Raw genomic sequence first — 26,050 nt, forward strand, 5'->3', positions numbered from 1 at the left:
CCCGCGTGGGATTCCCCGACCGGTGTCCGTCACCCCTCCAGTGTCCCTGGTGCACGCCGGTCGTGCCGGGACGGGCCCGGGACGCCGGCGGGGAGCACCCCGCAGCTGCATCCGGGGTGCGCCGGCCAGGTCCGTCGCACGGGCAGCAGGTCGGGGACCCGCAGCTCGAGGACGGCGTCGGTGCAGGTGGGCGAGGCCTGCCCGTCCAGGTGGGCCAGTGCCTGGGTGAGCGCGGTGACGGCGGTGGCCGTGCAGACCCCGGTGCTGCCGGTCGCCGGCGCCGCCGGCGGCCCGCTGCGGGCCGCCGGCGGCTCGTGCAGCTGCGCGGAGAGCTCGGGCCACCCCGGGTCCGCTGCGGTGCGGGTCATCTCGCCGCAGCGCAGGCAGCCGGTGCGCCCGGGGACGACGAGCGGGCCGACCACCCCGACCTCGCCGCGCACGGTCGCCACCAGGTGCGGCACCCGTGCGCCGTGCAGACCGGCGTGGACGGGGTCCAGCGCCGCCCAGGGCCGGGTGAGCACCAGCAGGTGCGGTGCGGTCCCCGGTGGTGGGGGGCGGAGGTCGGCCTCGGGGGCGACCCGTCGCACCGCATCGGCGGCCGCCAGCGAGCGGGGGCGGCCCTCGTCGGCGGCGGTGAGGCCCCCCACCACGGTGTCGGCCGCGGTCACGGTGCCCCGGTCGCGCACGTGGACGCGGCCGACGCCGCTGGCCGCCAGCATGGCCGCCAGCGGGACGCCGACCCGTGTGGCCCCCTCCACGACCACGGTCGAGGCCCGCCGGAGCCGCCACGAGCCCGGGCCGGCAGCGGCGAGGGCGGCCGGCAGCTCGAGGTCGGCCCGCGCCCGGACGGCGGGCGTGTGCGCGGCGGCCAGCAGGTCCTCGGGGGAGACCTCCAGCAGCCGCCCGCAGCGCTGCAGCGCCCGCAGGACGTCGTCGACGGCATCGGGGTCGAGACCCGCGGCGACGGCCTCGGCCAGCACGACCCGCGCCGACCGACCGCCGTCGAGCCCGCGCAGCAGCGCGACCAGCACGGCCGGGAGGCCGGGTGCCAGTGGCCCCAGCCGTACGCCGGGGTCGCCGTCGACACCGCCGACCTGCAGGGTCGCCGGGCCGAGCCGGAGCAGCGGGGTGGTCCGCGGCAGGAACGGTCGGTGGCTCTCGGTCACGGGCCAGAGGGTGGCAGCAGGACCGGTCCGGCGGTGCACGGTTCCCACACCCTGTGGACAAGGGTGTGGAGCACGTGTTGAGCACTCGGCGTGGCGCTGTGCACGGCCGGGGGACGCGCGGGGGACGACGCGTCCGCCGAGGTGCCCGTCACCCCGTCCGGGGCGCGGAGGGGTGTGGACGACGGGTGGGGTCCACCGACGGTGTGCACCTGCACCCGACCGGGTGTCGACGGGTGGGGTTGCCGGCCCGACGTGGTTACGGTGCGTGCGTGCAGTCCCCGACCCCACCCCGCTCCGCCCCCACCGGAGCACCGACCTCGACGCCCGGGGCCGTCGAGGTCCGCCGGAGCACGCGCCGTCGCCGCACCGTCACCGCCTACCGGCAGGACGGTCGCACCGTCGTCCTCATCCCGGCCTCCTTCAGCCGCTCGGAGGAGCGCTCCTGGGTCGACCGCATGGTCGCCAAGCTCGAGACCCGCGAGAGCCGGGGGCGGCGTCGGTCGGGCACCGACGACGAGCTGATGGTGCGGGCGCGGGCGCTCTCGGAGGCCCACCTGGGCGGGGTGCTGCCGAGCAGCGTCCGGTGGGTGGACAACCAGCACCGGCGGTGGGGCTCGTGCACCCCGGCCGACGGCACGATCCGGCTGTCCAGCCGCCTGCGCGGCATGCCCGAGTACGTCGTGGACTACGTGCTGGTGCACGAGCTCGCCCACCTGCTCGAGCCTGCCCACGACGCCGCGTTCTGGGCGCTGGTGGGCCGCTATCCGCGCGCCGAGCGCGCCCTGGGCTACCTGGAGGGCGTGGAGGCGCGCACCGGGATCGACCCCGCCTGATCAGCGCGGGGCGGACCCGGTGTCCCCGGAGCCGGTGTCCCCGGAGCCGGTGTCCCCGTCGGTGCCCGGGGCGTCGTCGGGGTCGCCGAGGTCCAGGCCGGCGGTGAGCCGGTCGAACTCGTCCTGCTCGGCTGCGGCGTCGGCGGCCGAGGGGCGGGACTGCCGGCCGACGAAGTCCAGGGGCTCGTCGAGGTCCTCGGCGGTGGGCAGCAGGTCGGGGTGCGACCACAGCTGGTCACGGGCCTCGCTGCCGTGCTGGGCGGCCATGGCCCCCCAGACCGTCGCCGCGTCGCGCAGCCGCCGGGGCCGCAGCTGGAGGCCGACCAGCGTGGCGAAGGTCTGCTCGGCGGGCCCGCCCGAGGCGCGCCGGCGGCGCATGGTCTCGGCCAGCGCGCCGTGGCCGGGCAGCCGCTGCCCGGCGGCCTCGGCGACCACGACGTCGACCCAGCCCTCGACCAGGGCCAGCAGGGTCTCCAGCCGACGCAGGGCGCGCTGCTGCTCCTCGGTCTCGGCGGGCTCGAGCACCCCGCTGCCCAGCAGCTGCTGCAGCTTCTCGGGGTCCTGGGGGTCGAAGCCGCCCTCCATGCCGCCCATCGCGTCCTCGAGCCCGCGCTGGATGGCGTCGGCGTCGACGTGGATGCCGCGCGCGTAGGCGTGGACGGCGTCGGCCAGCTGCTGCCGCAGCCACGGGACGTGGGCGAACAGGCGCTGGTGGGCGGCCTCGCGCAGGGCGAGGAACAGCCGCACCTCCTCCTCGGGCCGGTCCAGGCCCTCGCGGAAGGCGTCGACGTTCTGCGGCACCAGTGCGGCGGTGCCGGCCGGGGCGAGCGGGAGACCCACGTCGGTGCTGGTGACGACCTCGTCGGCCAGCTTGCCGAGGGCCTGCCCGACCTGGGCGCCGAACATGACGCCGCCCATCTGGCCCATGACGCCCGACAGCGGGCCCGCCACGGCGGCGGCCTCGGCCGGCAGCGCGGAGGTCATCGCGGCCACCACCCGCTCGGCCAGCGGGTCGATGAGGGCGCCCCAGGCGGGCAGCGTCTGCTCCAGCCAGTCGACCCGCGACCAGGCAGCGGTGCGCTCGATGCCCGAGGGCAGCTCGGTGACCTGGTCCAGCCAGAGGTCGGCCAGCCGCAGGGCCTCGGTCACCTCGCTGCGCTCGGCGGCGGAGGTGGGCTGGTGACCGGCCGCGAGCTGGCTGATCGCGCCCTGGCGGGCGAGGTCCCAGTTCACCGGGCCGCCCGACCAGGTCATGAGCTTCTGCAGCTCGGCGAACAGCGGCATCTTGCCGAGCAGGTCCTCCGGCGATCCGCCCCCGGCGCCGCCGAACAACGCGCCGAAGCCGAACGGGTCGGCCGGGTTGCCGCCACCCCCGGGGCCGTTCTCGTCGCGGCGCTGCGGGTCGCGGTCGGAGGGGCCGAATCCGAAGGGGATGTCGCTCATGGTCACCACGGTAGCCGCGCCCGGGGCCGCGGAGGTGGGTCACAGGAAGCCCTGGGCGAACACCCTGCCCGCGCCGGGGAACGGGCCCTCGACCAGGTGGTCACCTACTGTCGGCCGCTGTGAGCCGTCGTGTGACCGTCCTGGTGGCGGGTGTGGTGCTGCTGCTGGGGTTCGGGCTGGTGGGCTCCGTGGTGCCCGTGCCCTACGTGGCGCAGGTGCCGGGCCCGACCTACAACACGTTGGGCGAGCTCGACGGCGAGCCGATCATCAGCGTCGCCGGCCGCGACCGCAACGAGGTCAGCGGCAACCTCAACCTCACCACCGTGGGGGTGCCGCAGCGCCCGCTCACGCTGGTCGGGGCCGTGCAGGGCTGGTTCGACGGCGAGGTGTCGGTGGTGCCCCGCGACACGGTGTACCCGCCCGACCAGTCGGTGGAGGAGACCCAGCAGCAGAACCGGCAGGCGTTCCTCACCTCCGAGCAGTCGGCCAACGCGGCTGCGCTGGGCCAGCTGGGCTACCCGGAGAAGGTCGTGGTCCAGGCGGTCGCCGACGACTCGCCGTCGGCGGGTCGGCTGGAACCGGGCGACGCGATCGAGAGCGTCGACGGCACCCCGACGCCCGACACCGACCGCCTCGACGCAGCCCTGACGGCCATCCCTGCCGGCAGCGCCGTCACGGTGGGCTACACCCGGCTCGGCCAGGCCGGGACGGCGACGATCACGACGACCTCGGGCGACGCCCGGGACGGCTCGTTCCTGGGCGTCGGCATCCTGCAGACCCCGTCGGCGCCGTTCACCGTGTCCATCCGGGTCGACGACGTCGGCGGGCCCTCGGCCGGGTTGATGCTGACCCTGGGGATCATCGACCTCGTCGGCGACACCGACCTCACCGAAGGCGCGGTCATCGCGGGTACCGGCACGATCGACGCCGCCGGCACGGTCGGCCCGATCGGCGGCATCCCCCTGAAGATGGTCGCCGCGCGCGACATCGGCGCCGAGCTGTTCCTGGTGCCGGCCGACAACTGCCAGGAGGCGCTGGCCAACGCGCAGCCGGGGCTGCCGATGGCCCGGGTCGCCACCCTGCAGGACGCCCTGACCGCGCTGGCCACCTTCCGGGACGGCGGCACGCCGGCCCCCTGCACCGACGGCGACTGAGCGCACGGCGACCCCGGGAGCACCTCAGCGGCGCACGTGTCGGGTGCCCGTGGTGTGCTTGCAGGCATCCGGGAACCCGGGGGAGCCCGCGGCAGTTGAGCAGGCGTCCCCCCGCCTGTCCCGGATGCTGCCCGCCGCACCTGGCGGGCGGCTGTCGGGCGCCACGGGTCCAGCTGTGACCGGTGGGCGCCGCCCGACGCCGAGCCCGCGCAACTGAAGGAGCCCGCCCGTGGCCATGCGGCCCCCCGTGCCGGTGCCGACCCTGTCCCGGCGCGCCAAGCTGGTCATCGGCGTCATCGCCGTCCTGCTGGTGCTGTTCACCGTGATCGGCACGCTCACCAACGTCTACGTCGACTACCTCTGGTTCGACGAGACCGGCTACACCGAGGTCTTCTGGACCGAGATCCAGACCCGGGCGCTGCTGTTCGCCGTCGCTGGCCTCGCCACCGGCGGGCTGGTCGCGCTGGCGATCCACCTCGCCTACCGCTTCCGGCCCACCTTCCGGCCGATGAGCCTGGAGCAGCAGAACCTCGAGCGCTACCGCCAGTCGATCGAGCCCCGTCGCACGCTCGTGCTGGTCGCGGTGGCCGTCGTGCTGGGCCTGTTCGCCGGGTTCACCGCCCAGGGCAGCTGGGAGACCTGGCTGCAGTTCCGCAACGCCACCGACTTCGGCACCGTCGACCCGCAGTTCGGGCTCGACAACGGGTTCTTCGTCTTCGAGCTGCCCTTCTACCGCCTGGCCCTGGGCTTCGCCTTCGCCATCGCGGTGCTGGCGCTGATCGGGTCGCTGCTGACGCACTACGTCTTCGGTGGCCTGCGGCTGCAGACCCCGGGGCAGAAGCTGTCGGGCGCGGCCCGGGTGCAGCTGTCGGTGCTGCTGGGCGTCTTCGTCGCCCTCAAGGCGGTGGCCTACTGGCTCGACCGGTACAGCACCGTCTACTCCGACCGCGGCGGGGTGTTCACCGGCGCCAGCTACACCGACGTCAACGCGCTGCTGCCGGCCAAGACCATCCTGGTCTTCGTCGCGATCATCTGCGCCATCGCGTTCTTCGCCAACATCGTGGTGCGCAACTTCGCGCTGCCGGCCGCGTCGCTCGTGCTGCTCATGCTGTCCTCGCTGGTGATCGGCGTGGCCTACCCGGCGATCGTGCAGCAGTTCGTGGTCCGCCCGACCCCGGACGAGCGCGAGGCGCCCTACATCGCCCGGGCGATCGACGCGACGCGCCAGGCCTACGACATCGCCGACGTGCAGTACGTGAACTACGCCCAGGACCAGACCGGTGACTCGGCCAGCGACGCCGACGCCGCGCAGGCGGCCGCGGAGCTGGCCGGCTCCCCGACGGTGGAGAACATCCGGCTGCTCGACCCGAACGTGCTGGCCCCGACGTTCACCGCCCTGCAGCAGATCCGCAACGTGTACGGCTTCCCCGACCGGCTCGACGTCGACCGCTACAGCGTCGACGGCGTGACCCAGGACTACGTCGTCGCCGTCCGCGAGCTCGACCAGTCCAACCTGTCGGACAACCAGAGCAGCTGGATCAACCGGCACACCGTCTACACCCACGGCAACGGGTTCGTGGCCGCCCCGGCCAACCAGGTCAGCAGCGGCTCGGGTGAGGGCGGCCAGCCCAACTTCACCACCGGCAACCTGCCCACGACCGGGAACATCCCGGTGGACGAGGCGCGCATCTACTACGGCGAGCTGCTCAACGACAACGGCACCGACACCTACTCGGTGGTCGGCGCCGCCGACGGCGAGGGTCCCCGTGAGTTCGACCGGCCCGAGTCCGGCTCGTCCGACGACGACCAGGACCAGGTCAACTTCACCTACGACGGCAGCGGTGGGGTGTCGATCGGCAACTTCTTCCGGCAGCTGACGTTCGCCATCTACTACCGCGAGCGCAACTTCATCCTCTCCGGTGCGGTCAACGACAACTCCCGGGTGATGTACGTCCGCGACCCGCTTGACCGCGTCGAGAAGGCGGCGCCCTTCCTGACCGTCGACGGCGACCCCTACCCGGCGGTCGTCGACGGCCGGGTCACCTGGATCCTCGACGGCTACACCACCTCCGACGCGTTCCCCTACGCCGAGCAGATGGAGCTGGGCGAGGCCACGACCGACGCCCTGACCGGCACGGGCACGGGCACGACCGCGCTGCCCAACGACACGGTCAACTACGTGCGCAACTCGGTGAAGGCCACCGTCGACGCCTACACCGGCCAGGTCACGCTGTACGCCTGGGACGACGAGGACCCGGTGCTGCGCACGTACATGCAGGCCTTCCCGGGCATCATCGAGCCCAAGTCGGACATGTCCGACGACCTGGTCGCCCACGTGCGCTACCCCGAGGACCTGTTCAAGCTGCAGCGCGACATCCTCACCCGGTACCACGTCGACGACGCCGGCGACTTCTACAACCAGAACGACCGGTGGCGGATCCCGGACGACCCGACGATCGGCGGGACGACGGCCGCCCAGCCGCCGTACTACATCCTCAGCCAGCGGCCCGGCGACAGCGGGGCGACCTTCCAGCTCACGAGTGCGTTGAACGCCTTCCAGCGGGAGAACCTGTCGGCGTTCGTCTCGGCCTCGGCCGACCCGGCGACGTACGGGGAGCTGCAGGTGCTGCGGCTGCCGGGCAACACGCCCTACCAGGGGCCGGGTCAGGCGCAGAACGCGATGACGTCGAACAACCAGGTGCGCACCGACCTCACGCTGTTCGACAGCGACAACTCCCGCGCGGTCTTCGGCAACCTGCTCACGCTGCCCATCGGCGACGCCGGGCTGCTCTACGTCGAGCCGCTCTACGTGCAGAGCGCGGCCGAGAACTCGTTCCCGCTGCTGCAGAAGGTGATCGTCAACTACCAGGGCCGGATCGGGTACGGCGACACCCTCGCCGAGTCCCTCGACCAGGTGTTCGGCGCCGGGGTCGGTGACTCCGTGCCCGACGGGGGCACCACGGCGCCCGACGGCGGCGGGAGCACGACCCCGCCGACGACGTCGGCCCCGACGACCACCGCACCGCCCACCGGCGGGGGCGGGGACGTGGTGGTCGACTCGGCGACCGCGCAGGCCATCGCGGCGATCCAGCAGGCGCTGCAGGACCTGGCCGCGGCCAACCAGTCGGGCAACTTCGTCGCCATCGGTCAGGCCCAGCAGGCCCTGGCCGACGCCTCTGCCGCCTTCGAGGCCGCCCAGTCCGCGGCGTCCGCGTCGGCCAGCAGCGCGCCGGCCAGCCCCACGGGCTGACCCCCCGGTGGGACCACCCCGGCCGGTGCGCTAGGGTGGTCCTACCGACGCGGGGTGGAGCAGCTCGGTAGCTCGCTGGGCTCATAACCCAGAGGTCACAGGTTCAAATCCTGTCCCCGCTACCACCACGAAGGCCCGGACTCCTCGGAGTCCGGGCCTTCGTCGTTCTCCAGGCGCCGCAGGGTGTGCACGGTCACGCCCGGCCGGTTCGACGCGCCTGCGGAGCGTGGGGTAGTGTTGTCCTTGCGACGCGGGGTGGAGCAGCTCGGTAGCTCGCTGGGCTCATAACCCAGAGGTCACAGGTTCAAATCCTGTCCCCGCTACCACCACGAAGGCCCGGACTCCGAGGAGTCCGGGCCTTCGTCATGTCGGGCCCGGGGGAGCCGGCAGCGGTTGCCCGGCCCCGGGAACAGCGGGGGAGCGGCATCCGGTTGGGTGGGGGCGTGAGCGATCCCTTCGCCGTCCGGCCCGACGACCACGTCTACGGGGACCCGGACGCGCCGGTCACCGTCCTGGAGTACGGCGACTACCAGTGCCCCTACTGCGCCGCGGCCGCCCCGGTGCTGCGCGCGCTGGTCGACGAGTCCGACGGCGGCGTCCGGTTGGTGTTCCGGCACTGGCCGCTGCACGACGTGCACCCCTACGCCCTCACCGCGGCGCTGGCCGCCGAGGCAGCCGCCGACCAAGGCGCGTACTGGCCGATGCACCACCTGCTCTACGCCCGCCAGGACCAGCTCACCGACGCCGACCTCGTGTCCTACGCCGAGGAGCTCGGCCTCGACCCGGGGCCGATGACCGGCGAGGCCGCCCAGCCCTACGGCGACAAGGTGGAGGCCGACTTCGCCTCCGGCGTGCAGCTGGAGGTGCCCGGCACCCCGACGATCTTCGTCGACGGCCAGCTCTTCACCGGTCGACCCGACCTGGCCGCCCTGCGCCGGGTGATCGGGGCCGCCTCAGACCCGGGGCGCGATCCAGGGGCGGGGCGGCAGCGACGGGGGTTCCTCGGACGCCGGCGAGCACAGCGGGAACCGCTCGCCGAGGGTGCGCAGCAGGAGGGTCCCGACCACCGCTGCGGTCAGTGACCCCAGCAGGATGCCGATCTTGGCCTGCTCGCGCAGCAGCGCGTCGTCGAAGGCCAGGTCGGTGATGAACAGCGAGATGGTGAACCCGATGCCGGCCAGCGTCGCCCCGGCCATCAGGTGCGACCAGCGCACCCCACCGGGCAGCACCCCCCACCCGGTGCGCAGAGCCGCGTAAGCGCCCAGCGTGATGCCGACCGCGTTGCCGGCCACCAGTGCCACGGCGACGCCGAGGGTGACCGTCGACGTCGCCGCCGCGCGCAGGGTCTCGCCGTCCAGCACCACGCCGGCGTTGGCCAGGCCGAAGACGGGCACCACGAGGTAGGCCGTCCAGCGGTGCAGCGACTCCTGCAGCCGGGCGTTGGCCGGCACGGTGGAGGCGACGGCGAGCTTGGTGGTGCGGGCCTTGGCGGCGTCGGGGTCCTCGCGCAGGGCGCGGCCGAAGGCTGCCGTCCGCTCGACCTCCTTGCGGCTGGGGGGTCGAGCCGGCAGGAGCAGGCCGACCAGCACCCCGGCCAGCGTCGCGTGCACGCCCGACTCGTGGACGGCCAGCCACAGCGCGATGCCGGTGAGCACGTAGGGGGTCAGCGTCCAGACGCCGATCCACCTCAGCACGAGCAGGACGACGACGAGGGCGCCCGCCACCGCGAGGGCCGGCAGCACGATGTCGTCGGAGTAGAACAGGGCCATGACGCCGATCGCGCCGATGTCGTCGACGATCGCCAGGGTCAGCAGGAACAGCCGCAGCCGGTCGGGGCAGCGCGGGCCGAACAGGGCCAGCACCCCGAGCACGAAGGCGGTGTCGGTGCTCATGACGATGCCCCAGCCGCTGGCCGCCTCGCCGCTGGGGTTGAAGGCCAGGTAGACCAGCGCGGGGACGGCCAGCCCGCCCAGGGCGCCGAGCGCCGGGGCCGCGACCGACCGCCGGTCGCGCAGCTCACCGGTGGCCACCTCGCGGGTGATCTCCAGGCCCACGACCAGGAAGAACAGCGCCATCGCGCCGTCGTTGACCCAGTGCCGCAGGTCCATCGACAGCACGGCGTCGCCGACGCCCAGGCTCGCGCTGGTCGACCAGAACGACTCGTAGCCCGCGGCCCACGGCGAGTTCGCCCACGCCAGCGCCAGCAGGGTGCCGACGAGCAGCAGGGCGGATCCGCCGGCCTCGGTGCCCATGTAGAGCCTCGAGGACGGCGACAGCGTGGGGACCGAGACGCGCAGCGCCGGGCCGGGGCGTGGTGCCTGGGTCACGGGCCGACCAACCTCCTGGCTAGAGGACGTGTTCCCCGTACATCTCACCCAGCGGGTCGGCGATGAGCTCGATGCGGGCACCGTCGGGGTCGCGGAAGTAGACCGACACCCCCGAGTGCACCTCGTGCGCGACGCCGGCCTCGGTCAGGTTCGCCACCAGGGCCTCCCAGCGGGCAGGTTCGACGCTGATGGCCACGTGGTGCAGCCCGCCGAGCACCTCGGCGTAGGGGCCGACGTCCAGGCCGGGGAAGTCGAAGAACGCCAGCAGGTTCTGGTTGCCGATGTCGAAGAAGAAGTGCGAGCTGCCCGGGTAGTCGCGGTTGTCGATCAGCTCGGTGAGCGGGAAGCCGAGCACGCCCTGGTAGAAGGCGATGGTGCGCTCGACGTCGCTGCTGACGAGCGCGGTGTGGTGCAGCCCGCGCGCGGTCGAGGCCGGGCGCTCGCCGGCCGGGCGCAGGTAGGTCTCGCGCAGCCGCGCCCGGGTCGCCTCGACGGCGGTGAGGTCGATGGTCATGCGTTCAACCATCTCACCGCCGTCAAGACGACCCGGGAGCAGGGGGGACTACGCCAGCATCTGGTCGAGGTCGGCGAGGAGGTCCTCGACGTCCTCGATGCCCACGCTCAGACGCACCAGGTCGGCCGGCACCTCCAGCGCGCTGCCGGCCACCGACGCGTGCGTCATGCGGTGCGGGTGCTCGACCAGCGACTCGACCCCGCCCAGCGACTCGGCGAGGGTGAACACCTGCGCCCGCTCGCAGACCGCCAACGCGGCCTCCTCGCCGGCCCGCAGCCGGAACGAGAGCATCCCGCCGAAACCGGACATCTGCTTCGCGGCCACCTCGTGCCCGGGGTGATCGGGCAGGCCGGGGTAGAGCACGGAGGACACCGCAGCGTGCGAGGTCAGGAACTCGGCGACCTTCGCTGCGTTGGCCTGGTGCCGGTCCATGCGCACGCCGAGGGTCTTGATGCCGCGCAGCACCAACCATGCGTCGAAGGGCCCGGCCACCGCTCCCATCGCGTTCTGGTGGAAGGCCAGCTGCTCGCCCAGCCCGGCGTCGGCGGCCACCAGGGCGCCGCCCACGACGTCGGAGTGCCCGCCCAGGTACTTCGTCGTGGAGTGCACGACGACGTCGGCGCCCAGGGTCAGCGGCTGCTGCAGGTAGGGCGAGGCGAAGGTGTTGTCGACGGCGAGCAGTGCGCCGTGCTCGTGCGCCAGCTGCGCGAGCGCGGCGATGTCGGCGATGCCCAGCAGCGGGTTGGTCGGCGTCTCGCACCACACGAGCTTGGTGCTGGGCCGGAAGGCGGCCCGCACGGCGTCGAGGTCGCCGAGGTCGACCGGGGTGTGGTCGACCCCCCAGCGCTGCAGCACCTTGCTGATCAGCCGGAACGTGCCGCCGTAGGCGTCGATCGGGATCACGAGGTGGTCGCCGGGGTTCAGCACCGTGCGCAGCAGGGCGTCCTCGGCGGCCAGCCCGGAGGCGAAGGCCAGCCCGGTCGCCCCCTGCTCGAGCGAGGCCAGCGCCTGCTGGAGCGCGGTGCGGGTCGGGTTCGCGCTGCGGCTGTACTCGTAGCCCTCGCGCAGCCCGCCGACGCCGTCCTGCTTGTACGTGCTGGTCAGGTGCAGCGGGACGACGACGGCGCCGGTGGTCCGGTCGGGCTCCTGGCCGTCGTGGATGGCCCGCGTGCTGAAGCCGCTCACGAGGTCACCCCGGCCGGCACGCCGGCCGTGCTCCCGGCCGGCACGCCGGCCGTGCTCCCGGCCGGCACGCCGGCGAGGTGGCCGAGGACGTCCTGGCGGGTGACCACGCCGGCGGGCTTGCCGTCCTCGTGCACCAGCAGCGCGTCGGCGTCGCCGAGCGCGGTGACGGCGGCCGACACCGGCTCGCCCGAGCCGATGATGGGCAGCGGTGGGCTCATGTGCTTCTCCAGGGTGTCCGACAGGGCGGCGGTGCCCGCGAACAGCGCGTCGAGCAGCGCCTTCTCGGCCACAGACCCGACGACCTCGCCGGCGGTCACCGGGGGCTCGGCGCGCACGACCGGCATCTGGCTCACGCCGTACTCGCGCAGGATGTCGATGGCCTCGCGCACCGTCTCGGTGGGGTGGGTGTGCACCAGCGCCGGCAGCGCGTCGCCGTCGCCGGACTTGGTGCGCAGCAGCTCGCCGACGGTCTCGCCGTCGGCGGCCTCGACGAAGCCGTAGTCGGCCATCCACTCGTCGTCGAAGATCTTCTTGAGGTACCCGCGGCCGCCGTCGGGCAGCAGCACCACCAGCACGTCGTCCTTGGTCAGCCGCTCGGCCACCCGCAGCGCGGCGACCACGGCCATCCCGCAGGAGCCGCCGACGAGCAGGCCCTCCTCGCGGGCCATGCGCCGGGTCATCGCGAACGAGTCGCCGTCGGAGACCGCGACGATCTCGTCGGCCACCGTCTGGTCGTACGTGGAGGGCCAGAAGTCCTCACCCACACCCTCGACCAGGTAGGGCCGCCCGGTGCCGCCGGAGTAGACCGAGCCCTCGGGGTCGGCGCCGATGACCTGCACCTTCCCGCCCGAGGCCTCCTTGAGGTAGCGCCCGACCCCGGAGATGGTGCCGCCGGTGCCGGCCCCGGTGACGAAGTGCGTGACCCGGCCGTCGGTCTGCCGCCAGATCTCGGGGCCGGTGGTCTCGTAGTGGCTGCGCGGGTTGTCCGGGTTGGAGTACTGGTCGGGCTTCCAGCCGCCGGGGGTCTCGCGGGCCAGCCGGTCGGAGACCGAGTAGTACGAGCGCGGGTCGGCCGGGTCGACGGCGGTCGGGCACACGACCACCTCGGCACCGTAGGCGCGCAGCGTGTTGACCTTGTCGGCGCTGACCTTGTCGGGGCAGATGAAGATGCACTTGTAGCCGCGCTGCTGGGCGACGATGGCCAGGCCGACGCCGGTGTTGCCGCTGGTGGGCTCCACGATCGTGCCGCCCGGCTTCAGCGCCCCCGATCTCTCGGCGGCGTCGACCATGCGCACGGCGATGCGGTCCTTCACCGACCCGCCCGGGTTGACGTACTCGACCTTGGCCAGCACCAGGGGGGCATCGGGGCCCAGGTGAGCGGTGACCTTGTTCAGCTTGACCAGCGGGGTGTTCCCGATGAGGTCCACGACGGACTCTGCGTACTCCACGTGCCACACCTTCCCACGCAGGCGCAGGATGGGGCCATGACGGTCGGACGACGCAGGTTGGGCGAGCTCGAGGTGTCCGCGCAGGGGCTGGGCTGCATGGGCATGAGCCAGTCCTACGGGACGGCGGACCGCGGGGAGTCCCTGGCGGCCCTCGACCGGGCGCTCGAGCTCGGCATCACGTTCTGGGACACCTCCGACGTCTACGGCGACGGCCACAACGAGGAGCTGGTGGGGGAGTCGCTGCGCGGTCGCCGCGACGCCGTCGAGCTGGCCACGAAGTTCTCGATCTCGCGCGACGCCGAGGGCCGCATGCAGATCGACGGCAGCCCCGAGAACGTGCGCGCCCGGTGCGAGGCCAGCCTGCGCCGCCTCGGCGTGGACACCATCGACCTCTACTACCAGCACCGCGTCGACTCCCGGGTGCCGATCGAGGACACCGTCGGCGCGATGGCCGAGCTCGTGCAAGCCGGCAAGGTGCGGTACCTCGGGCTGAGCGAGGCCTCGGCGGAGTCGATCCGCCGGGCCGCCGCCGTGCACCCCGTCACCGCGCTGCAGAGCGAGTGGTCGCTGTGGACCCGTGACCTGGAGACCTCCGGGGTGGCCGCGGTCGCCCGGGAGCACGGCATCGGTCTGGTCCCCTTCTCGCCGCTGGGCCGCGGCTTCCTCACCGGCGCGATCACCAGCCCCGCCGACTTCGGCGACGACGACTTCCGCAAGGACCACCCCCGGTTCCGGGGCGAGGCCTTCGCGGCGAACCTGCGGCTGGTCGACGCCGTCCGCGAGCTGGCCGAGAGCAAGGGCGTCACCGCCGGGCAGCTCGCGCTGGCCTGGGTGCTGGCACAGGGGGACGACGTCGTCCCGATCCCCGGCACGAAGCGGGTCGCCTACCTGCAGGAGAACGCCGGGGCGTGCGACGTCGAGCTCACCGCCGACGACCTCGCCGCCCTCGAGCGCATCGCCCCGCCCGGGGCGGCCGAGGGCGGCCGCTACCCGAATGCCCAGTACGCCTACGGGGACAGCCCGGTGCCCGGGACCTCGGCATGAGCGACGCCACCTGCGGCGTCGCGCACGGCGACGCCGCCGAGCCGGTCACCGACCGGGTCCTGGTGGCGGTCTTCGCCTCACCGGTGGCCGCGGCGCTGCTGCGCCTGGGCGTCGAGTGCGGGTTCACCGCCGTGCTGGTCGAGCCCGGTGACCGCGAGGTCGACGGCCTGCCGCCGGGCACCACCCGCCTGGGCGCGGTGCCGGCCGAGCCGCACGCCGACGTCGTCGTGTGCGACCACCACCGCCCCGAGCTGGGCGAGGTGCTGCGCGACGCGCTGGCCACCGACACCCGCTGGATCGGCCTCATGGGCAACCCCCGGCACGAGGGGCCGCACGTGGCCGCGCTGGCCGCGCTCGGCGTGCCGCCCGAGGAGGTGGCCCGGGTGCACCGGCCGATCGGGCTGGACATCGGGTCGCGGGCGCCGGTGGAGATCGCGATCTCGACGCTGGCCGGGTTGCTGGCCGACCGCAACGGACGTTCCGGCGGCTTCCTGCACGGGTGAGCGGAACGGCCCGGGGCGTGCCACCGTTGAGCCCCCCGGACGGACCGGCACCCCGGTCCCCGCACACGGAAGGTGATCCCTCGTGGCATCGCTGATCAACAAGATCACCCAGTTCGCGAAGAGCCCCCAGGGCCAGCGGGCGATCCGGCAGGCGACCGACAAGGCCCAGCAGTTCGCCAAGGACCCGAAGAACCGCGCCAAGATCGACCAGCTGCGCGCGAAGCTGCAGGGTGGCAGGGGCGGGTCCGGCGGGCGCAGCCTCTGAGCCCGCCGGTGGCGCTCACCCCGGGGTGAGCGCCGCCAGCACGTCGCGGTGCAGCTGGCCGTTGCTGGCCACCGCGCTGCCGCCGCCCGGGCCGGCGCCTCCGTCCAGGTCGGTGAAGGCGCCACCGGCCTCGCGCACGATGACGTCGAGGGCGGCGAGGTCCCACAGCGAGACCTCGGGCTCGCAGGCCACGTCGACCGCGCCCTCGGCGACCATCGTGTAGCTCCAGAAGTCCCCGTAGGCCCGGGTGCGCCACACCGACCGGGTCAGGTCCAGGAACCCGGCGAGCCGGTCGCGCTCCTCCCAGCCCGACAGCGACGAGTACGACAGCGACGCGTCGGCCAGCTCGGTGACCCCCGAGACGCGGCAGCGGGTGGCCGACTCCAGCCGGCGTCCGGTCCAGGCGCCGACGCCGGCCGCGGCCCACCACCGGCGGTGCAGGGCCGGCGCGCTGACCATGCCCACCACCGGGGTGTCGCCGTCGAGCAGCGCGATCAGGGTCGCCCACACCGGCACGCCACGGACGAAGTTCTTCGTGCCGTCGATCGGGTCGATGACCCACCGCCGCGACCCGTGGCCGGTCGTGCCGAACTCCTCGCCCTGCACGGCGTCCCGCGTACGCACCCGCGCCAGCGAGGCCCGCAGCTGCTGCTCGACCGCCCGGTCGGCGTCGGTGACCGGCGTCAGGTCGGGCTTGGTGTCGACGACGAGGTCCTGGGCCTTGAAGCGCTCCATGCTGATCGCGTCGGCCTGGTCGGCCAGCACGTGGGCGAGCTGCATGTCCTCGGTCCAGCCGCGTCCGCTCATCCCCGCAACCTAGCCTGGGGGCATGACCACGGGCCCGGACGCAGCCAAGCTGGTGGGCCTGCTCGCCGACGACACCCGGTTGGCCGTGGTGGCCGCGCTGGCGCTCGGGGCGACCGACATCCCCTCGGTCGCCGAGGCCACCGGTCGCTCGCAGACCGAGGTGGCCCTGGCCGCCCGGCGCCTGGGGCGCGGGGGCCTGGTGCGCCGCGACGGCGCCGAGCTCGAGCTGCGCCGCGAGCTGTTCGCCGCCGCGGCGCGCGACGCCGGCGAGCACCGGCCCCCGCCCGACCCGCTCTCGGACGACCCGGCGGCCGACGCCGTGCTGCAGGCGTTCGTGGCCGACGGCCGGCTGACGTCGATCCCCAGCCACCGGGCCAAGCGGCTGGTCGTGCTCGACCACCTGGTGCGGGTCTTCGAACCCGGCCTGCGATACCCCGAGCGCGAGGTCAACGCCCTGCTGGCCGTCTGGCACCCCGACACCGCCGCGCTGCGCCGGTACCTGGTCGACGAGGGCATGCTCTCCCGCGAGGCAGGCGTCTACTGGCGCAGCGGCGGCACCGTCGAGGTCTGAGGGGTCAGTAGCCCGGGGTGCGGGTGACCGCCTCGACGAGGCGGCGGAAGCTGCCCAGCCGCTCGGCTCGGGCCGGCGGGCCCTCGGCGGCCCAGTCGTCGAGCGCGCAGTCCGGGTCCGACGCCGTGTGCGCGCACAGCGGCGGGCAGTCGCGGGCGACCTCGGCGAGGTCGTCGAAGGCGGCCAGGACGTCGGACGGGTCGGTGTCGGCCAGCCCGAAGCTGCGGATGCCCGGGGTGTCGATGACCATGCCGCCGCCGGGCAGGTCCAGCAGCACCGCCGAGGACGACGTGTGCCGGCCCTTGCCCACCTTGCTGACCCCGCCGGTGGCCCGGTAGGCGTCGGGCACGAGCCGGTTGACCAGCGTCGACTTGCCGACCCCGGACTGGCCGACGAACACCGAGATGCGGCCGTCGAGCCGCGGCGAGAGCTCGTCGAGGTCGGTGTCGCGGCTGACCGCGATGGCCTCCACCTCGAGCCCGGCGTAGCGGGCCAGCAGCGCGTCGGGGCTGCCCAGGTCGGCCTTGGTCAGGCACAGCAGCGGGGTGAGCCCGCCGGAGAACGCCGCCACGAGGCACCGGTCGAGGAAACCGACGTGCGGTTCGGGGTCGGTGATCGCGGTGACCACGACCAGCTGCTCGGCGTTGGCGACCACCACCCGCTCGGTGGGGTCGGTGTCGTCGGCGGTGCGCCGCAGGACCGTGCTGCGCGGCTCGATCACCACGATGCGGGCGAGCGTGTCGGTGCGCCCGCTCGTGTCGCCCACCAGGCGCACCCGGTCGCCGGTCACCACCCCGTGCTTGCCCAGCTCGCGGGCCCGCATCGCGATGACCTCGACCGGGCCGTCGGCGTGCTCGACGCGCACGGTCATGCGGCCGCGGTCGACACCCACCACGAGCCCGGGGACGGCGTCGTCGTGGCTGGGCCGGGTGCGCGTGCGCGGTCTGGACCCGCGCCGGCCCGGGCGCACCCGGACGTCGTCCTCGTCGGAGCGGCTGTCGAACGTGCGGCCGGCCATCAGCGGGCGCCCGTCAGCTGACCGCTCCGGCGTGCTCGCCGAGGAGCCCGGCCCACCGGTCCACGAAGTCGGGCAGCGTCTTGGCCACCGTGCCCGGGTCGCGCACCACGACGCCGTCGACGGCCAGGCCCAGCACCGCGGCGGCCATGACCATGCGGTGGTCGGCGTAGGAGTCCAGCTCGGCCGGGCGCAGCGGGCCTGGGGTGATCTCCAGGCCGTCGGGCAGCTGGGTGACGGTGGCTCCGGTGGCGGTGAGCACCTCGTCGAGGGCCTGCAGCCGGTCGGTCTCGTGCCCGCGCAGGTGCGCGACGCCGGTCAGCCGCGAGGGGCCGTCGGCCAGCGCGCAGAGGGCCGCGAGCACCGGGGTCAGCTCGCCCACCTCGGACAGGTCGGCCACCAGCGGCGCGATGCGGGCGCCACCGGTGACCTGCAGGCCCGAAGGCGTGCGCTGCACGTCGGCGCCCATGCGCGGGAGCAGGTGCTCGAGGTGCGCGCCGGGCTGCGTGGTGCGGTGCGGCCAGTCGCGCACGGTGACCCGGCCGCCGGTGACCAGCGCGGCCACCAGGAAGGGCGCCGCGTTCGACAGGTCGGGCTCGACCACCCGGTCGACCGGTGCGACCGGCCCCGGGTGCACGCGCCAGCCGGTGGCGGTGCGGTCGACGCGGACCCCGTGCTCGGCGAGGGCCTCGACGGTCATCTGCACGTGCGGCATGGAGGGCACCCCGCCGGCCAGCGACAGGTCGAGGCCCCGGTCGAAGCGCGCGGCGGCCAGCAGCAGGCCGCTGACGACCTGGCTGGACTCGCTGGCGTCGACGGTCACGGCGCCGCCGGCCACCGCGCCGGTGCCGTGCACGGTGAACGGGGCCCTGCCGCGCCCGGCGTCCTCGACCTGCACCCCGCAGCCGCGCAGGCCCTCGATGAGCCCGGCGTTGGGGCGCTCGTGCAGCCGGGGGTCGCCGGTGACGGTGACCGGGCCGTCGGCGAGGGCCGCCACCGGTGGCAGGAAGCGCAGGATCGTGCCGGCCAGCCCGGCGTCGACCGTGACCGGACCGCGCAGCGCCCCCGGGGTGACCAGCCAGTCGGTGTCGTGCCCGCTGCCGTCGACCGCGATGCCGACCCCCATCGCCCGCAGGGCGTCGGCCATGAGGTCGGTGTCGCGGGCCCGCAGCGGCCGGACCAGCCGCGAGGGCCCGTCGGCCAGGGCGGCCAGGACCAGCGCCCGAGCGGTGATCGACTTGGACCCGGGCAGGGAGACGACGGCGTCGACCGGCCGCCGGGCGGAGGGCGTCGACCAGCTGTGCATGCCGGTCATCCTGCCCTGCGCCCCGGGCGCCGCCGTCCCGCCGCCGCTCCCTGCCCGGCGCTCACCCGACGACCGGGGCGGCCGGGGCGCTGGCCTTGGGCGCGGGCATGGTGCGCACCAGGCGGCGGTTGGCGAACTCGAACATGCCCAGCTCGGACAGCTCGCGGCCGTAGCCCGAGCGCTTGACGCCGCCGAAGGGCAGCTCGGGGGAGGAGCCGGAGGGCTGGTTGATCCACACCATGCCCGACTCCAGCCGGTCGGCCACGCCGCGGGCGCGCTCGGCGTCCCCGGAGTAGACGACCGCCGACAACCCGTAGCTGCTGTCGTTGGCCAGTGCCACGGCCTCGTCCTCGGTGTCGACCTTGTAGACGACCGCAGCCGGGCCGAAGAGCTCCTCGGAGTAGGCGCGCATGTCCGGCGTGACGCCGGTGAGCAGGGTGGCCTCGACGAAGGCGCCGTCGTGGTCGGGGCGCCCGCCGCCGGCCAGCACGGTGGCGCCCTTGTCGACGGCGTCCTGGATCTGGGCGTGCAGCTCCTGCGCGGCCTTCTCGGTCGACAGCGGGCCGAGGGTGGTGGCCGGGTCGGCGGGGTCGCCGGGGGTGAAGCCGGCGAAGGCCTGCTGCATGCCGGCGACGAACTCGTCGTGGACGTCGGCCAGCACGATGATCCGCTTGGCGGCGATGCAGGCCTGGCCGGTGTTGGCCATGCGGCCCATGGTCGCGGCCTTCACGGTGCGGCCCAGGTCGGGGGTGTCCAGGACGACGAACGGGTCGCTGCCGCCCAGCTCGAGCACCGACTTCTTCAGGTGCTTGCCGGCCAGCGACGCCACCGACGAGCCGGCCTTCTCGCTGCCGGTGAGCGTGACGCCCTGCACCGCCGGGTGGGCGATGACCGACTCGGTGTCGGAGATCCGCAGGAAGAGGTTGGTGTAGACGCCCTCGGGGGCGCCGGCGTCGCGGAAGAGCTCCTCGAGGGCCAGGGCGCACTGCGGGTTGTTCTCGGCGTGCTTGAGCAGGATGGTGTTGCCCAGCGTGAGGTTGGGGCCGGCGACCCGCACGACCTGGTAGAGCGGGTAGTTCCACGGCTCGATGGCCAGCAGCACGCCGGTGGGCTCGTTGACCACCACGGCCTCGCCCTTCATCACCTCGATGGTCCGGGGCGCCAGGAACTCCTCGGCGTTGTCGGCGTAGTAGCGCAGGATGCTGGCGGCCAGCTGCACCTCGCCGGCGGCCTCCTGGATGCGCTTGCCCATCTCCTTGGTGATCAGCGCGGCGAACGCGTCCTGGCGCTCGAGCATGAGGTCGGCGGCCCGGCCGACCACGGCCGCGCGGTCGGCCACGCTGCGCCCGCGCCATTCGAGGTGGGCGGTGTGGGCGCGCTCGACGGCGGCGGTGACCTCGTCGGGGGTGAGGGCGTCGAACTCTGCCTCGGTCTGCCCGGTGTAGGGGTTCACGGTCGCGTAGACGCGGTCGGTGCTCGTGTCGGTGCTCGTCACGGTGCGGGGTGCCTCTCGTCGCGGGTGGGTCCGCCCAGTCCTACCCCACGGCTGCGACGGCACACCGGTGTCGGTGCCCGCCCCTACGCTCGGTGGCAGTCACCGACCCACCAGGAGGCACCCGTGTGCGGGCGCTACGCCAGCAGTCGCCGTCCCGAGGACCTCGCGGCCGAGTTCGAGGCCGTGCCGGTCGAGGGCCAGCCCCTCCTGGGCCCGGACTGGAACGTCGCCCCGACCAAGGACGTGCACGTGGTCCGGCAGGCGCGCGAGCGCGACGCCGAGGGCGCCCCGACCGGTGGCGACCACCGCGAGCTGCGCGTGGTGCGGTGGGGCCTGGTGCCCTCGTGGGCCAAGGACGTCTCGGTGGGCAACCGCATGCTCAACGCCCGGGTCGAGACGCTCACCAGCAAGCCTGCGTTCAGCAAGGCGGCCCGCGCCCGGCGCTGCCTGGTGCCCGCCGACGGCTGGTACGAGTGGTCCCCGCGTGAGTACGCCCCGGGCAAGCAGCCCTGGTACGTCACCCCCGAGGACGGCTCGGTGCTGGCCTTCGCCGGGCTGTGGGAGGTGTGGGGCCGGGGCGAGGACCGCCTCTACTCCTGCACCGTGGTCACCGCCCCGGCGGTCGGGGCGCTGGCGGGCATCCACGACCGCATGCCGCTGGTGCTCCCGCGCGACCGGTGGGCCGACTGGCTCGACCTGGGCCGCGACGACGTCGAGGCGCTCACGGCGCCCACCCCGGCGGAGCTGGTGGCGGGCCTGGAGATCCGTCCGGTCGGCCCGGCGGTGGGCAACGTGGCCCACGGCGGCGAGCAGCTGACCGCCCGGGTCGACCCGTCGACCGCGTCGGCGGCCGGGCCGGCCGACCAGCCGGCGTTGTTCTGACGTGACCGCACCCGACCCCGGTTCCCGGGCCCTGCCCGGGTGGCTGGCCGCGGTGGTGACGTTCGTGTCCTCCGGCGCCGTGCTGGTCCTCGAGATCGCGGGCCTGCGGCTCATCGCCCCCTACGTGGGCATCACGCTGCAGACCAACACCGCCGTCATCGGCTTCGCGCTGGCCGCGATCGCGGTCGGGGCGTGGGCCGGGGGAGCGGTGGCCGACCGCCGCGACCCCCGCGGTCTGCTGGTCCCGCTCCTGGTGGCCGGCGGCGCCCTGCTCGTCGCCGTGGCCCCGGTGGTCCGGTTCGCCGGGGCCCTGCTGGCCGGCGCCGCGGCGGGCAACGTGCTGCTGCTGGCCGCCGTGGCGGTGGTGGTCCCGGTGACCCTGCTGTCGGCCGTCCCGCCCATGGTGGTGGCCCTGCAGCTGCGCAGCCTCGACCGGACCGGCTCGGTGGTGGGCAAGCTGTCGGGCATCGGCACCCTCGGTGGCATCGCCGCGACGTTCGGCACCGGGTTCGTGCTCGTCGCCCTGCTGCCGACCACGGCCATCCTGGTCGGCGCCGGCCTGGTCGTGGTGGCCACGGGTGTCGTCCTGTGGGTCGCCCTGCGCCGTCGCGCCGCCGTCCGGTTGCCCGGCGCACTGCTGGTCACCGCGCTGGTGGGCACGGGTGCGGCGGTGCTCGCGCCGAACCCGTGCGAGGTCGAGACCACCTACCACTGCGCCCGCGTGGTCGCCGACCCCGCCCGCGAGGGCGGCCGCACCCTGGTGCTGGACACCCTGCGGCACTCCTACGTCGACCTGACCGACCCCACGCACCTCGAGTTCGGGTACGTGCAGGCCGTCGCGTCGGTCACCGACACCCTCGGTGTGCCCGGTGAGGCGCTGTCGGCGCTGCACGTGGGCGGGGGCGGGCTCACGCTGCCCCGCTACCTCGCCGACGTGCGCCCGGGCACCACGAGCCGGGTGCTCGAGGTCGACGCCGGCGTGCTCGCCCTGGACCGCGCCGAGCTGGGCCTGCAGACCTCGGCCGACCTGCAGGTCGACGTCGGCGACGCCCGCACCGGTCTGGGCCGGGAGGTCGCCGGTGCCCGTGACCTCGTGGTGGGCGACGCGTTCGGTGGTCTCGCCGTCCCGTGGCAGCTGACCACCGTCGAGGCGCTGCAGCTGGTCGACCGCGCGCTCGCCGACGACGGCGTCTACGCGGTCAACCTCATCGACCACGGGCCGCTGTCGTTCCTGCGCGCCGAGCTGGCCACGATGCAGCAGGTGTTCCCGCACGTCGCGCTGCTGGCCCGGGCGCCGGTCGTGGCCGGCGAGGACGGCGGCAACGTCGTCGCGGTCGCCTCGCGCTCGCCGATCGACACCGCGGCGATCAGCTCGGCGCTGGCCGGCCGGCTGCTGCCGTGGCAGGTGATCACCGGCGACGACCTCGAGGCGTTCGTCGGCGGGGCGCCGGTGCTCACCGACGACTTCGCCCCGGTCGACCAGCTGCTCACGCCCTACGGCTGAGGCTCACCGACCGATCGGTGCGGTGCGGGCGCGGGTCAGCGCGACCAGGTCGGCCGGTGTGAGCTCGACCTGCAGACCGCGTCGCCCGCCGCTCACGCAGACGGTGGGCAGGTCCAGCGTCGAGGAGTCCACGACGGTCGGCAGCGCCTTGCGCTGCCCCAGCGGGCTGATGCCGCCGCGCACGTAGCCGGTGCTGCGCTCGGCGTCGGCGGGGTCGGCCATCGCGGCCCTGCGCCCACCCAGCGCGGCGGCCAGCGCCTTGAGGTCCAGCTGCCCGGCCACCGGCACGACCGCCACGACCAGGGTGCCGTCCACCCGGGCGAGCAGCGTCTTGAGCACGCGCTCGGGGTCCTGGCCGAGGGCGGCGACGGCGGCCTCGCCGTACCCCTGCCCGTCCTCGTGGTCGTCGGGGTCGTAGCTGCGCAGCTCGAAGCGCACACCGGCCTTCTCCAGCACCCGCACAGCAGGGGTCGCCGCCATGGGGTGACCCTAGGGGCCCTCCCGGCAGCGCCGGAGCGGGGAATGCCCGGGGCCCCGCGTGCGCTGCACGCACCGTGACCAGCACAGCCGCAGCGACCAGGGACCACCGCGCCGTGGGCCCGGTGGTCGTCCGTCGTCCGCCCGGCCGGGCCGTGCCCGCCCGACTAGCATCGACCGACGTGGTGCTCTCCTCGCGGGTGCCGCAGAGAGGACGGTCGGTGCCCGACGAGAGCACGGAAGCCCCCCCGCAGGTCGTCGAGACCCCCGAGGCCCGGGCCGACGGCAGCCGCAGCGAGCAGACGGAGTCGCGCGCCGAGCGCGACGCCCGCTTCGAGCGCGACGCCCTGCCCTTCCTCGACCAGCTGTACCCGGCCGCGTTGCGCATGACCCGCAACCCCGCCGACGCCGAGGACCTGGTCCAGGAGACCTTCGTGAAGGCGTACTCCGCCTTCCACCAGTTCGCCGAGGGCACGAACCTCAAGGCGTGGCTGTACCGGATCCTGACCAACACCTACATCAACAACTACCGCAAGAAGCAGCGGCAGCCGCAGCAGTACCCCACCGAGCAGGTGCAGGACTGGCAGCTGTTCGCCGCCGAGGAGCACAGCTCCACCGGTCTGCGGTCGGCCGAGATGGAGGCGTTGGACCACCTGCCCGACTCCGACATCAAGGACGCGCTGCAGCAGCTGCCCGAGGACTTCCGGCTGGCGGTGTACCTCGCCGACGTCGAGGGGTTCGCCTACAAGGAGATCGCCGAGATCATGGGCACGCCCATCGGCACGGTGATGTCCCGGCTGCACCGCGGGCGTCGCGGTCTGCAGAAGCTGCTCGCCGACTACGCCCGTGAGCGCGGGTTCGCCCGCGCCGGGGCCGCCGAGGAGGGATCGGCATCGTGAGCGACCACCCGAGCACCGAGATCGCCAGCTGCGACGACGTCCTGTCGCACGTCTTCGAGTTCCTCGACCACGAGACCGGCGACGAGCGCCGGGCCGTCATCGCCGAGCACCTCGAGGACTGCTCGCCCTGCCTGCGCGAGTTCGGCATCGAGCAGGAGTTCAAGGCCCTGGTCCGCAAGCGCTGCGGTGGCGACCCGACGCCGCTGGGCCTCAAGGACCGCATCAAGCTGCAGCTCACCCAGGTCGCCTTCGAGGAGAACGGCACCACCGTGAGCGTCGAGCAGGTCACCGTGGAGCGGTCCGCCGCGGACTGATCCGCGGGGCAGACCCCAGCACGACCGAGGGCCCGGACGACCGATGTCGTCCGGGCCCTCGTGCGCTCGCCTCGTTCAGGCGTTGGGGCGCTTGCCGTGGTTGGCGCCGTTCTTCTTGCGGGCGCGCCGCTTGCGTCCACGCTTGGACATCGCTGCCCTCCTCTCATCACGGGTCCCCGAGCTCCTCGGGCTCCGGCCGTCCAGGGTCTCACGAGCCCGTGCGGGCGTGCCGGGTGTCCCCGCCGCGCGTCCTGGGCAAGGCTGTCCCGGCAGGGCACGACAGCGCACCAGCACAGCGCACCAGTACAGGGGGACGACGTGGCGGACACCGGCGGCATCGGCATCTCGAGCGTGCTGGTGGCCGGGCGCGGTCCAGCGGCCTGCGCCGTCGTGCGGGCCACCGAGGCGCTGGGCGTCAAGACCGTCGCGGTGCACTCGGCGAGCGAACGCGGTGCGCGGCACGTCCGGATGGCCGACGACTCGGTCCTGCTGGGTCCGGCGCCGGCCGCCGAGTCCTACCTGTCGGTGCCCCGGCTGGTCGAGGCCGCCCGGCGCAGCGGGGTCGAGGCGGTGCTCCCGGTGCCCCCGGCCCTCGCGGGCAACGCGGAGCTGGCCGCCGCGGTGGTGGAGTCCGGGCTGACCTGGGTGGGGCCGGCGGCCGGGGTGCTGGAGCGGCTGGGGGGTGACGGGGTCGAGCCCGCGAGCGCCCAGGGGTTCCTCGCCGTCGTGACCTCCGAGGGCCTGCGCCACGTGACCCCGGTGCGCCGCGACCGGGACGCCGGCACGGCCCGGGTGTCCTGGACCCCCGCGGGCTGGCCGGCCGGCGGCGGTCCCGAGCTGCCGCGCGCCGCGCACCGGCTCGCGGAGGTCGGCTGGCGGGGCCTGGTCACGGTGGGCATCGACCCCGACGGCGAGCTGGCCGAGGTCGCCGCCGGCTTCTCGCTCGACCTGGCCGTGCTCGAGCGGGCGCACGGCGTCGACGCGGTCGAGCTCGCCCTGCGCTGCGCCTCGGGACGCCTCCGCCCACCGCCGACCGCGGCGCCGCGGGCGGCGGTGGTCGCCCAGCTGCGGGCCACGCTGCCTCCCGGCACGGCCGGGCGGGTCACCGGCCGGTTGCCCGACGTGGCGGCGCCTGCCGACGCCGACGTCGTGGCCGTGGGCGGGTACGCGCCCGGCGACCGGCTCGACGGCTGGTACGACGCGCTGCTGGCCACGGTCAGCGCCGCCGGGCCCGACACCGCGACCGCCGCGCTGCGCACCGCCGAGGTGCTCACCGACCTGCCCGACACCGGGGTGCCGCACGACGGCGTCGCGGTGTGCGAGGTCCTGCACCGGCTGGCCGAGGGCTGACCGAGGGCTGACCGTGGGCACGGCGCAGGTGGTTGGATGGTCGCCGGTACCCGCGCAGCACGAGGAGGTCCGCCGGTGGCGGTCGAGGAGATCCACGCCGAGATGGTCTCCAGCGTCTGGAAGGTCCTCGTGGCCCCCGGCGCGGAGGTGGCGGCCGGCGACACGCTGGTCATCCTCGAGTCGATGAAGATGGAGATCCCGGTGCTCACCGAGCGGGCCGGCACGGTCTCCGAGCTGCACGTGGTCGAGGGCGAGGTCCTCCAGGAGGGCGACCTCATCGCGACCGTGACCAGCTGAG

Annotated in this window: 25 protein-coding genes, 2 tRNA genes and 1 pseudogene; 16 read left to right on the plus strand and 12 right to left on the minus strand. The window is 74.4% G+C overall.

Going from position 1 to position 26,050, the window contains the following annotated elements; all coding sequences use genetic code 11:
- Window positions 1-29: 29 nt before the first annotated feature.
- Window positions 30-1,166, minus strand: coding sequence for a ThiF family adenylyltransferase (locus BLP29_RS13035; RefSeq protein ID WP_092805143.1), 1,137 nt, complete (start codon window positions 1,164-1,166; stop codon window positions 30-32).
- A gap of 269 nt (window positions 1,167-1,435) precedes the next feature.
- Between BLP29_RS13035 and BLP29_RS13040 the strand changes: the two genes are divergently transcribed.
- Window positions 1,436-1,999 (plus strand): M48 metallopeptidase family protein, encoded by a 564-nt coding sequence (locus BLP29_RS13040; protein ID WP_092805145.1) that lies wholly within the window; start codon window positions 1,436-1,438, stop codon window positions 1,997-1,999.
- Here BLP29_RS13040 and BLP29_RS13045 read toward each other — a convergent pair whose 3' ends face one another.
- Complete coding sequence (locus BLP29_RS13045; protein WP_092805147.1) at window positions 2,000-3,442, minus strand: zinc-dependent metalloprotease; 1,443 nt, start codon at window positions 3,440-3,442, stop codon at window positions 2,000-2,002.
- A 119-nt stretch (window positions 3,443-3,561) separates the two neighbouring features.
- Between BLP29_RS13045 and BLP29_RS13050 the strand changes: the two genes are divergently transcribed.
- The 5 genes and pseudogenes from BLP29_RS13050 to BLP29_RS21605 form a co-directional block, all read left to right on the plus strand.
- A complete protein-coding gene (locus BLP29_RS13050) occupies window positions 3,562-4,596 on the plus strand; it encodes a YlbL family protein (protein ID WP_207798483.1) in 1,035 nt (344 codons plus the stop codon).
- A gap of 235 nt (window positions 4,597-4,831) precedes the next feature.
- Complete coding sequence (locus BLP29_RS13055) at window positions 4,832-7,846, plus strand: UPF0182 family membrane protein (RefSeq protein WP_243469977.1); 3,015 nt, start codon at window positions 4,832-4,834, stop codon at window positions 7,844-7,846.
- A gap of 48 nt (window positions 7,847-7,894) precedes the next feature.
- Window positions 7,895-7,971 (plus strand) — tRNA-Met (locus BLP29_RS13060).
- A gap of 124 nt (window positions 7,972-8,095) precedes the next feature.
- Window positions 8,096-8,172 (plus strand) — tRNA-Met (locus BLP29_RS13065).
- A 39-nt stretch (window positions 8,173-8,211) separates the two neighbouring features.
- Window positions 8,212-8,778 (plus strand): annotated as a pseudogene (locus BLP29_RS21605) (DsbA family protein); the annotation flags it as partial.
- A 21-nt stretch (window positions 8,779-8,799) separates the two neighbouring features.
- On the opposite strand, the gene nhaA reads toward BLP29_RS21605, so the two are convergent.
- From nhaA to BLP29_RS13090, 4 genes are read right to left on the minus strand one after another with little or no spacing between them, the layout of a single operon-like run.
- Window positions 8,800-10,173, minus strand: coding sequence for a Na+/H+ antiporter NhaA (gene nhaA, locus BLP29_RS13075; RefSeq protein ID WP_092805153.1), 1,374 nt, complete (start codon window positions 10,171-10,173; stop codon window positions 8,800-8,802).
- Window positions 10,174-10,192: 19 nt separating this feature from the next.
- Window positions 10,193-10,687, minus strand: coding sequence for a VOC family protein (locus BLP29_RS13080; RefSeq protein WP_092805156.1), 495 nt, complete (start codon window positions 10,685-10,687; stop codon window positions 10,193-10,195).
- A 48-nt stretch (window positions 10,688-10,735) separates the two neighbouring features.
- Window positions 10,736-11,872: a cystathionine gamma-synthase gene (locus BLP29_RS13085; protein ID WP_092805158.1), complete on the minus strand. Its 1,137-nt coding sequence runs from the start codon at window positions 11,870-11,872 to the stop codon at window positions 10,736-10,738.
- Window positions 11,869-13,320 (minus strand): cystathionine beta-synthase, encoded by a 1,452-nt coding sequence (locus BLP29_RS13090; RefSeq protein WP_092805160.1) that lies wholly within the window; start codon window positions 13,318-13,320, stop codon window positions 11,869-11,871. Before BLP29_RS13090 ends, BLP29_RS13085 begins: the two co-directional genes overlap by 4 nt.
- A 36-nt stretch (window positions 13,321-13,356) precedes the next feature.
- Here BLP29_RS13090 and BLP29_RS13095 point away from each other — a divergent pair, with 36 nt between their 5' ends.
- The 3 genes from BLP29_RS13095 (at window position 13,357) to BLP29_RS13105 (ending at window position 15,132) form a co-directional block, all read left to right on the plus strand.
- The gene (locus tag BLP29_RS13095) at window positions 13,357-14,364 is read left to right on the plus strand and encodes an aldo/keto reductase (RefSeq protein WP_092805162.1); all 1,008 of its coding nucleotides are present in this window, start codon (window positions 13,357-13,359) and stop codon (window positions 14,362-14,364) included.
- Window positions 14,361-14,867 carry an XdhC family protein gene (locus BLP29_RS13100; protein WP_092805164.1) on the plus strand — a complete coding sequence of 169 codons (507 nt, stop codon included), beginning with the start codon at window positions 14,361-14,363 and terminating at the stop codon, window positions 14,865-14,867. The genes BLP29_RS13095 and BLP29_RS13100 overlap by 4 nt, the downstream gene beginning before the upstream one ends.
- 82 nt (window positions 14,868-14,949) lie before the next feature.
- Window positions 14,950-15,132: a hypothetical protein gene (locus BLP29_RS13105; protein WP_092805166.1), complete on the plus strand. Its 183-nt coding sequence runs from the start codon at window positions 14,950-14,952 to the stop codon at window positions 15,130-15,132.
- Between the two features lie 15 nt (window positions 15,133-15,147).
- Here the strand turns inward: BLP29_RS13105 and hisN are convergent, their stop codons facing one another.
- On the minus strand, window positions 15,148-15,939 hold the full coding sequence (gene hisN / locus BLP29_RS13110; protein WP_092805168.1) for a histidinol-phosphatase: 792 nt from the start codon (window positions 15,937-15,939) through the stop codon (window positions 15,148-15,150).
- Window positions 15,940-15,961: 22 nt separating this feature from the next.
- Here hisN and BLP29_RS13115 point away from each other — a divergent pair, with 22 nt between their 5' ends.
- Window positions 15,962-16,510, plus strand: a complete 549-nt coding sequence (locus tag BLP29_RS13115; RefSeq protein WP_092805170.1) for a DUF2087 domain-containing protein — start codon at window positions 15,962-15,964, stop codon at window positions 16,508-16,510.
- Between the two features lie 4 nt (window positions 16,511-16,514).
- Here BLP29_RS13115 and rsgA read toward each other — a convergent pair whose 3' ends face one another.
- The 3 genes from rsgA to BLP29_RS13130 all read right to left on the minus strand — a co-directional run bounded on the left by rsgA (window position 16,515) and on the right by BLP29_RS13130 (window position 20,326).
- Window positions 16,515-17,528, minus strand: a complete 1,014-nt coding sequence (gene rsgA / locus BLP29_RS13120) for a ribosome small subunit-dependent GTPase A (RefSeq protein ID WP_092805172.1) — start codon at window positions 17,526-17,528, stop codon at window positions 16,515-16,517.
- A gap of 13 nt (window positions 17,529-17,541) precedes the next feature.
- Entirely contained in the window at window positions 17,542-18,831 is a 1,290-nt protein-coding gene (gene aroA / locus BLP29_RS13125) for a 3-phosphoshikimate 1-carboxyvinyltransferase (RefSeq protein ID WP_243469938.1), read from the minus strand.
- Window positions 18,832-18,892: 61 nt separating this feature from the next.
- On the minus strand, window positions 18,893-20,326 hold the full coding sequence (locus tag BLP29_RS13130; protein WP_092805176.1) for an NAD-dependent succinate-semialdehyde dehydrogenase: 1,434 nt from the start codon (window positions 20,324-20,326) through the stop codon (window positions 18,893-18,895).
- A gap of 123 nt (window positions 20,327-20,449) precedes the next feature.
- Here BLP29_RS13130 and BLP29_RS13135 point away from each other — a divergent pair, with 123 nt between their 5' ends.
- Window positions 20,450-21,208 carry an SOS response-associated peptidase gene (locus tag BLP29_RS13135; RefSeq protein ID WP_092805178.1) on the plus strand — a complete coding sequence of 253 codons (759 nt, stop codon included), beginning with the start codon at window positions 20,450-20,452 and terminating at the stop codon, window positions 21,206-21,208.
- Window position 21,209: 1 nt separating this feature from the next.
- Entirely contained in the window at window positions 21,210-22,712 is a 1,503-nt protein-coding gene (locus tag BLP29_RS13140) for a fused MFS/spermidine synthase (RefSeq protein WP_092805180.1), read from the plus strand.
- Window positions 22,713-22,715: 3 nt separating this feature from the next.
- Here BLP29_RS13140 and ybaK read toward each other — a convergent pair whose 3' ends face one another.
- A complete protein-coding gene (gene ybaK, locus BLP29_RS13145) occupies window positions 22,716-23,192 on the minus strand; it encodes a Cys-tRNA(Pro) deacylase (protein ID WP_092805182.1) in 477 nt (158 codons plus the stop codon).
- A gap of 74 nt (window positions 23,193-23,266) precedes the next feature.
- Here ybaK and BLP29_RS13150 point away from each other — a divergent pair, with 74 nt between their 5' ends.
- The gene (locus tag BLP29_RS13150) at window positions 23,267-24,088 is read left to right on the plus strand and encodes a sigma-70 family RNA polymerase sigma factor (protein WP_279385450.1); all 822 of its coding nucleotides are present in this window, start codon (window positions 23,267-23,269) and stop codon (window positions 24,086-24,088) included.
- Window positions 24,085-24,402: a mycothiol system anti-sigma-R factor gene (gene rsrA / locus BLP29_RS13155; RefSeq protein ID WP_243469939.1), complete on the plus strand. Its 318-nt coding sequence runs from the start codon at window positions 24,085-24,087 to the stop codon at window positions 24,400-24,402. The genes BLP29_RS13150 and rsrA overlap by 4 nt, the downstream gene beginning before the upstream one ends.
- Before the next feature lie 75 nt (window positions 24,403-24,477).
- On the opposite strand, the gene BLP29_RS21955 is transcribed toward rsrA, so the two are convergent.
- Window positions 24,478-24,552: a 50S ribosomal protein bL37 gene (locus BLP29_RS21955; protein WP_369299104.1), complete on the minus strand. Its 75-nt coding sequence runs from the start codon at window positions 24,550-24,552 to the stop codon at window positions 24,478-24,480.
- A 168-nt stretch (window positions 24,553-24,720) separates the two neighbouring features.
- On the opposite strand from BLP29_RS21955, the gene BLP29_RS13160 reads away from it, so the two are divergent.
- Together BLP29_RS13160 and BLP29_RS13165 are read left to right on the plus strand one after the other, a co-directional pair.
- A complete protein-coding gene (locus tag BLP29_RS13160) occupies window positions 24,721-25,752 on the plus strand; it encodes a biotin carboxylase N-terminal domain-containing protein (protein ID WP_243469940.1) in 1,032 nt (343 codons plus the stop codon).
- 75 nt (window positions 25,753-25,827) lie between these two features.
- Window positions 25,828-26,049 (plus strand): biotin/lipoyl-binding carrier protein, encoded by a 222-nt coding sequence (locus BLP29_RS13165; RefSeq protein ID WP_092805188.1) that lies wholly within the window; start codon window positions 25,828-25,830, stop codon window positions 26,047-26,049.
- The last annotated feature ends 1 nt before the right edge of the window (window position 26,050 follow it).

This window comes from Klenkia marina (genome assembly GCF_900101025.1).
Taxonomy (GTDB): Bacteria; Actinomycetota; Actinomycetes; order Mycobacteriales; family Geodermatophilaceae; genus Klenkia; species Klenkia marina.

What these genes read in the sequence shown, in the direction of transcription:
- BLP29_RS13045 (WP_092805147.1), bottom strand. Translation starts at nt 3,442, where the DNA reads ATGAGCGACATCCCCTTCGGATTCGGCCCCTCCGACCGCGACCCGCAG.
- BLP29_RS13055 (WP_243469977.1), top strand. Translation starts at nt 4,832, where the DNA reads ATGCGGCCCCCCGTGCCGGTGCCGACCCTGTCCCGGCGCGCCAAGCTG.
- BLP29_RS13080 (WP_092805156.1), bottom strand. Translation starts at nt 10,687, where the DNA reads ATGACCATCGACCTCACCGCCGTCGAGGCGACCCGGGCGCGGCTGCGC.
- BLP29_RS13095 (WP_092805162.1), top strand. Translation starts at nt 13,357, where the DNA reads ATGACGGTCGGACGACGCAGGTTGGGCGAGCTCGAGGTGTCCGCGCAG.
- BLP29_RS13100 (WP_092805164.1), top strand. Translation starts at nt 14,361, where the DNA reads ATGAGCGACGCCACCTGCGGCGTCGCGCACGGCGACGCCGCCGAGCCG.
- hisN (WP_092805168.1), bottom strand. Translation starts at nt 15,939, where the DNA reads ATGAGCGGACGCGGCTGGACCGAGGACATGCAGCTCGCCCACGTGCTG.
- BLP29_RS13115 (WP_092805170.1), top strand. Translation starts at nt 15,962, where the DNA reads ATGACCACGGGCCCGGACGCAGCCAAGCTGGTGGGCCTGCTCGCCGAC.
- rsgA (WP_092805172.1), bottom strand. Translation starts at nt 17,528, where the DNA reads ATGGCCGGCCGCACGTTCGACAGCCGCTCCGACGAGGACGACGTCCGG.
- aroA (WP_243469938.1), bottom strand. Translation starts at nt 18,831, where the DNA reads ATGCACAGCTGGTCGACGCCCTCCGCCCGGCGGCCGGTCGACGCCGTC.
- ybaK (WP_092805182.1), bottom strand. Translation starts at nt 23,192, where the DNA reads ATGGCGGCGACCCCTGCTGTGCGGGTGCTGGAGAAGGCCGGTGTGCGC.